Below are 6,391 nucleotides of genomic sequence, written 5' to 3'. Positions count from 1 at the left end.
CCAGGCCGGTCATGAGCGGCTCCTGGATGCGGCCGTCGTCCGTGTCACGGTCCGTGCCGGCGCCGGGCCGGCGTCGCCGGCCGCGGATGGGGCGAGAACATGGCGCAACGCCGCCTCGAGCTCGGGGAAGCTGAAGGTGAACCCGGTGTCCGACAGGCGTGCCGGCAGCGCGCGGGTGCTGCGCAGCAGGGTTTCCTCCGCGAAGGAGCCGAGCGCCTTGCGCAGGACGAACGGCGGCACGGCCAGCACAGCCGGCCGGCCCAGGACACGGCCGAGGGTGCGGGTGTACTCGGCGTTGGTCACCGGGTTCGGCGCGACGGCGTTGACCGGCCCGGACACCTCCGGATGCTCCAGGACGTGCTGGCATGCCCGGGCCGTGTCCAGCCTCGTCACCCACGACAGGTATCGGCGGCCGCGGCCGACGCGCCCGCCCAGGCCGCGCCGGAACCGCGGCAGGAGGAAGCGGAGCATGCCCTGGTCCGGGGCCTGGACCACGCCGACGCGCAGGTTGACCACGCGCAGGCCGCCGTCGGCGGCGACCATCGCGGCGGCCTCTCTGTCACGTCCGAGTTCCGCGAGGAAGCCCTGCCCCGGTGGGCTGTTCTCCGTCAGCGTCTCGTCGGTGTGCCCGAGGCCGTAGTAGCCGATCGCCGCCGCGTTCACCAGGGTGCGCGGGGCGTACCGGCCGGTGGCCAGCTGTTCGGCGAGACGCCGTGTCACATCCACCCGGGACGACCGGATGCGGTGGCGTACCTGCGGATCCTCCCAGCGGCCGAGGATGTTCTCGGCGGCGAGGTGCACCACGGCCTCGGCCTGTTCCAGGGCCGCGGGGTCGACCGAGCCGGTCGCGGGGTCCCAGCGTGCCTCGTCGGGAGCGGCCGGCTCCCGACGGACCAGGCGTACGACGTCGTGCCCGGACGCGCGCAGCAGCGGCACGAGATCGTTACCAAGACGCCCGGAGGTACCCGTCACCGCAATGATCATTGCTTTTCCTTCTCCCTCTCATGACACCGCCAGTCGCGTCCGCCACTCACAGGGCCGTCGCGGCAGCGCAGTCCAGGGCGAGCCCGGCTATTGCCAGGGCGAGGCGCAGCCGGTTGCCCCACGCCCAGCGCCGCCGTACCGCCTCCCAGTTCGGCGGCGGATGGCCGGGATCCCAGGAGCGGATCCGGCGGTTCAACGCGACATTGATACTTTCCGAAACAATGCCTACACCTGCCGTGCAGAGGAGCCCGGCGCCGAAGAGCACCTGGGAGGCGGTCGAGTGCGCGGTCACGATCGCGGCGATCGTGACCAGTGCCTTGACCCTGGCCAGCCAGGGCATGAACGGGTCGAACCTGTCGTCGAGAAACGTCAGGGTGGGGACGTACCGGCCCGCCGGCAGCGAGGCGAAATACGGTATGACGGCTTTCTCCACCGCGAGCAGCGCGCCGGCGAGCAGCCCCGCGCCGATCACCACCGCCACCGCGATCGTCCCTGCGAGCACCGGTCACCCTCGCTGGTCCGCCGGGCGCACCGCGACCTCGTACACCGCGCGCTGGAACGTCCGCTCCAGATACGGCACGAGCGGCCCGGTACGCGCGGTGTGGGCGGGGTCGCTGACCCAGGCCGTGAAACGGCGCTCGTCCTCCCATTCCGCTAACAGCAGGTAGCGACTGCTCCCCGGCTCGCGCAGGAGCTCGTCGGCGATGTGCCCGTCGACGCCGCGCATCTGCACCGCGACCTGGCGGTATGCCTCCTCGAACTCCTGCTCGCCGCCCTCGGGAGCCTCCGTGTACAACATCACTCTGATGCTCATGCGTCCTCCGTCGACGTCGGACACGGGCCGGTTATCGCGTCCCGTACCTCGTAGACGCGCCGCTGCGCGTCCTCCCGCAAGTCACGCAGCGCGGTGGTGAGCCGTTCGCGGTAATCACTGCCGCCGAACGCCTCCAGGCGCTGCCGGTCCGCCCAGTCGCTGGTGATGACGTACGTACGCGGATCGGTGAGATCGCGGATGAGCGCCTGGCCGAGGTTTCCCGCAACCTGCGCGATTTCCTCGGCCGCTTCGCGCCAGGCCCGCTCGAACGCGTCCTCGCAGCCCGGACGCACCCGCATCCGTAACTCCGCCCTGATCATGCCTGTCATCCCCGCCCCCTTCGGCGACACCGGTCCCTCGGAGTTCAGCCGTCGGTGACGTCGACGAAGACGTCGACGAAACGGCGCGGCCCTGACCCGCGGGCGTGTTTTCGCGCCCGGATGATGCCGGGTCAGGGATGCACGGCCGTACAGCTGAAGCTGAAAACGTCCGCGGTGCGCACTTGTGGCCCACGGCTCCCACTGGGACGTGTTCCACGCTACGGGCGGCCGGCGGCGGCGTCTTCCGGCTCAGGTCTGGCTTTTCGACATCCATCCTGGGACGGAGACGTGCTGTTTCCCAGCCCGCGGCCTTTCCGCCCGAAGTCCTGCTGACCTGGGATTCCGGGACGCGGCACGGCACCACCAGCCTGCTGGTACCACCCGCTTACGACGAAACGCCTACGACGAAAGTCGTAGGCCGCAGGTCGCCACCAGCGCGGCAGCGGGCCCGCCGAACCGCCCGTGAACGCGGACGAACCATCCCATCGGCATCGGCATCGGCGCCTGCCACCCGCATCCGGCGTAGGCGAACTACCGCGCCTGCGGGGCCTGCGCACGGCCGGGCCGGCATACGGTCGACCACGGTACGACAGATGGGGACGGGATGGTGACGAACCGTCGGACAGGCCGGCGGCCAGGCAGGTGCCGCGCGGACCGGGAGGGTGCACGTGCCTCGACGAGATGGCCGGCCGGAGACGGTGGTCGCCGTCGCCGCCACCGTCGGTGCCGGGCTCGTCGGTGCCGCCATGGCCGAACGGGTGTGGGTGGGCCTGGCGCTGCTCGTGTTCGTACTGTACGTCGCCCTGGCCACCGTGAACCTGCGGCTCGGTATCGCCCTGTGGGCGCCGACGCTGTTCTTCGAGGCCGTCCCGGCCCTCAACCTCGGCGCGAAAGCGGCCGGTCTGGTCATCATCCTGCGCTGGCTCACGGCGCTGGGAAGACCGGCACAGGAGCCGGCGGGACGGCCGGGGCACGGAGCGCGGGGGCCGGCAGAGCAGGCAGGGCTGACAGGGACGGCAGGGACGGCAGGGCTGACAGCGGAGTACGGGGCACGGTGGGCGGCGGGACGGGGCGTTGGCTTCCGCGCTCTCCGGCAGCGGCCGGGGCTCGTCATCGTGGGCGTGCTGCTGCTGGTGTGGCTGTCGCTGTCGCTGCTGTGGGCTGTCGACATCGGGGCGGCCGCCACCGACCTGTGGCACTGGTGGGCGCTGGTAGTGATCTTCGTTGTGGTGGGCACGGCAATGGCTGACGTGGGGGCCGTGCGCATGGCCAGTGGCGCGTTTCTCGCCGGTGCGGTGCTCTCGGTGGCCGTCGGCCTGGCCGGCGCCGGCCCGTGGCCGAGCAACCCCGCGGACACGGCCGGGGCCACCCGGCTGCAGGGCGGGGCGGGTGATCCCAACTTCCTCGCGTCATGGCTGCTGGCGGCGCTGATCCTGACGGTTGGTCTTATCGCGGCGAGCGAGAACCGGGCGCTGCGCCGGCTCCTCGTCGCGGCCGGCGGCATCGCCGCCGTCGGGCTCGCCGCGACACTGTCCCGCGGGGCGTTTGTCGCCGCCGTCGCCAGCGCCCTTGCCGCGCTCGTCCTGCTGCGGCGCCACCGCCGGCAGCTGGCCGGGCTGATCCTGCTGGTCACGGCCGTGGCCACCGCCTGGCTGGCGATGTCGCCCACGGCCTGGGAGCGCATCACGACGAACGACCGCGGGGACGGCCGGGTGGACCTGTGGAAGGTCGCCTGGAGCGTCGTACGGGACCATCCGCTTCTGGGGGTCGGGCTGAACAACTACACGGCGGTGGAAGGCGACTACGTGCGCCGGGTCGGGCCGGTGCCGTGGCTCGACATCATCGTCAGCCGCGCGCACGAGGTGCACAACGCCTATCTCCAGCTGCTCGCGGAGAACGGGATCGTCGGATCCGCCCTGTTTCTGGCCTTTCTCGCGCTCTGTCTGCGGTCGGCGTTCCTCGCCGCCCGGCGTTTTGAGGCGCTCGGCGACCGGCGGAACGCGGCGATGGCGAACGCGGTCCTGCTGGCCACGTTCAGCATGACCGTCTCAGGTGTCTTCCTGTCCAACGCGACAGACAAGCGCCTGTGGTTCCTGCTCGCGCTGGGCCCGGCGCTGCTGCGGGCGGCAACCGACAGCCCGGGTCCGCCCGTGGGGAGCTCGTCCACCGAGGGAATGCTCCACGGCCGGCCGGAAAGAAGCCCGGTGGGCAGCTCGTCGTGAGCCGTTCCCCGTGGCCGGGTGTCTCTTTCCCGCAGCAGCCCGCGCGGTGGGGGAAGGACACCCGGCGGGAGACAGGGCCGGTGCGCGGGGCGGGGTCAGCCGGCCGGGTCCAGGTCGAGGGTCATGGCGCGGTCGGCGATGAGCCGGCCGAGCTTCTCGATCAGCTCGGGGACGGGCCGCGAGCCCAGGTTGCGCCGCCCGCGGGCGCGGACGGACACCGAGTCGTTCTCCAGCTCACGGTCGCCGATGACCGCGACGTAGGGCACCTTCTGCTGCTCGGCCCTGCGGATCTTCGCCTGCATCGTGTTGTCGCTGTCGTCGAGTTCCGCGCGGACACCCGCGTCGCGCAGGCGGCGCCAGACGGCGGCGGCGCCGTCGGCCTGCCGGTCGCTGATCGGGACGACCCGTACCTGGACCGGGGCGAGCCACACCGGGAACGCGCCGGCGAAGTGCTCGATGAGGAACGCGACGAAACGCTCGTGCGAGCCGAGCGGCGCCCGGTGCAGGACGACCGCCTGCTCCGCCTCACCGTGCCGGTTGGTGAAGGTGAGACCGAACCGTTCGGGCATGTAGAGGTCGACCTGGTTCGTGGACGCGGCGAACTCCCGGCCGGTGACCGAGGTGAGGATGAAGTCGACTTTCGGCCCGTAGTGCGCCGCGCCGCCGATGTCCTCGACGTAGGGAATCCCGGAGCGTTCCATGGCGTCGCGGGTGATGCGTTCGGCGTCCTGCCACATCAGCTCGTCGCCGTGGTATTTCTCGGTGTTCTTCGGGTCCCGCAGGGCGAGGACCATGTGGTAGTCCTCGATGCCGAGCTTGTCGTAGTAGAGGGCGTGCAGGCGCATGACGGCGAGGAACTCGTCGATGGCCTGTTCCCGCGTGCAGTAGATGTGCGCGTCGTTCTGGGCGAAACCGCGTACCCGCATCATCCCGAACAGCTGGCCGGAGCGCTCGTAGCGGTAAACCGTGCCGTATTCGGCGAGCCGCAGCGGCAGTTCCCGGTAGCTGCGCGGGCGTGCCTTATACACCATGTGGTGGTGCGGGCAGTTCATCGGCTTGAGGTAGTACTCCTCGCCGTCGATGTCGATGGGCGAGTAGAGGTCGTCCGCGTAGTACGGCAGATGCCCGGAGATGTAGTACAGGTCGCTCTTGGTGATGTGCGGGGTGACGATGCGCTGGTAGCCGTGGGCGCGTTCGACCTCGCGCGCCCAGGTCTCCAGCTCGTCGCGCACGACGGTGCCGTTCGGCAGCCACAGCGGCAGCCCCTTGCCGACCGCCGGGCTGAAGGCGAACAGGTCCAGCGCCTCGCCGATGACCCGGTGGTCCCGCTTCTTGGCCTCCTCCAGCTGCCACAGGTAGTGGCGCAGCTCCTTGGGGGAGTCCATCACGGTGCCGTAGATGCGCTGGAGCTGCTGGCGTTTCTCGTCGCCCCGCCAGTAGGCGCCGCTGACCCGCAGCAACGCCACCGCGTCGGGGTGGACCACGCTGCTGTCCTCGATGTGCGGGCCGCGGCAGAGGTCCTCGAAGTCACCGCTCTCGTAGACCGACAGCTCGACCGGCCCCTCGATCGGCTCGCCGTTGTCGTCGACGCCGCCGGCGACGATGTCGCGGATGAGTTCCAGCTTCAGCGGCTGGTCGGCGAACCTGGTGGTGGCCTCGTCCGTGGTCAGCTCGTGCCGCTCGAAGCGCACACCGCCGCGGATGAGGGCGCGTACCCGCTCCTGGAGCTCGGTGAGGTCCTCCGGGGTGAGGGGACGCGGGAGCGCGAAGTCGTAGTAGAAGCCGTCCCGGGTCGGCGGGCCGACGCCCAGCTTGGCGTCCGGGAACTTCTCCACCACCGCGTGGGCGAGCAGGTGCGCCACCGAATGGCGCTTGGCGTAGAGCGTGGATGCCCGGTACTCGGCGTCAGTCTGGGGGACCTTGCTCATGACCGCCCCCCGCTCCGGCTGCCGTGGGCGCCGGTCAGCGGTGACCGGCCGCCGGGCCTTCTCTTACACATCACGTCGTCCTTGCCCTGTCTGCCTTGTCCGCGTCTGCCGTGCCCGCCGTGC

At 71.0% G+C, this 6,391-nt stretch carries 6 protein-coding genes; 1 reads left to right on the top strand and 5 read right to left on the bottom strand.

Annotated elements, in window-relative coordinates:
- Window positions 1-9: 9 nt before the first annotated feature.
- From NBW84_RS00665 to NBW84_RS00650, 4 genes are read right to left on the bottom strand one after another with little or no spacing between them, the layout of a single operon-like run.
- On the bottom strand, window positions 10-972 hold the full coding sequence (locus NBW84_RS00665; RefSeq protein WP_250280689.1) for a TIGR01777 family oxidoreductase: 963 nt from the start codon (window positions 970-972) through the stop codon (window positions 10-12).
- Window positions 973-1,030: 58 nt separating this feature from the next.
- Entirely contained in the window at window positions 1,031-1,486 is a 456-nt protein-coding gene (locus NBW84_RS00660) for an anthrone oxygenase family protein (RefSeq protein ID WP_250280687.1), read from the bottom strand.
- A 3-nt stretch (window positions 1,487-1,489) separates the two neighbouring features.
- Window positions 1,490-1,798 (bottom strand): antibiotic biosynthesis monooxygenase family protein, encoded by a 309-nt coding sequence (locus NBW84_RS00655; protein WP_250280685.1) that lies wholly within the window; start codon window positions 1,796-1,798, stop codon window positions 1,490-1,492.
- On the bottom strand, window positions 1,795-2,118 hold the full coding sequence (locus tag NBW84_RS00650) for an antibiotic biosynthesis monooxygenase family protein (RefSeq protein WP_250280682.1): 324 nt from the start codon (window positions 2,116-2,118) through the stop codon (window positions 1,795-1,797). The genes NBW84_RS00655 and NBW84_RS00650 overlap by 4 nt, the downstream gene beginning before the upstream one ends.
- A 668-nt stretch (window positions 2,119-2,786) precedes the next feature.
- On the opposite strand from NBW84_RS00650, the gene NBW84_RS00645 reads away from it, so the two are divergent.
- Entirely contained in the window at window positions 2,787-4,340 is a 1,554-nt protein-coding gene (locus NBW84_RS00645; RefSeq protein ID WP_250280681.1) for an O-antigen ligase family protein, read from the top strand.
- 95 nt (window positions 4,341-4,435) lie between these two features.
- Here NBW84_RS00645 and thrS read toward each other — a convergent pair whose 3' ends face one another.
- Window positions 4,436-6,268 (bottom strand): threonine--tRNA ligase, encoded by a 1,833-nt coding sequence (thrS, locus tag NBW84_RS00640; protein ID WP_250280679.1) that lies wholly within the window; start codon window positions 6,266-6,268, stop codon window positions 4,436-4,438.
- Between the last annotated feature and the right edge of the window lie 123 nt (window positions 6,269-6,391).

The sequence above is a fragment of the Protofrankia sp. CiP1_Cm_nod2 genome (genome assembly GCF_920664355.1).
GTDB lineage: Bacteria > Actinomycetota > Actinomycetes > Frankiales > Frankiaceae > Protofrankia.
This window is presented reverse-complemented; position numbering and strand designations above follow the sequence as displayed.

Coding starts and splice junctions, on each gene's coding strand:
- NBW84_RS00655 (WP_250280685.1), bottom strand. CDS start 1,798: ATGAGCATCAGAGTGATGTTGTACACGGAGGCTCCCGAGGGCGGCGAG.
- NBW84_RS00650 (WP_250280682.1), bottom strand. CDS start 2,118: ATGATCAGGGCGGAGTTACGGATGCGGGTGCGTCCGGGCTGCGAGGAC.
- thrS (WP_250280679.1), bottom strand. CDS start 6,268: ATGAGCAAGGTCCCCCAGACTGACGCCGAGTACCGGGCATCCACGCTC.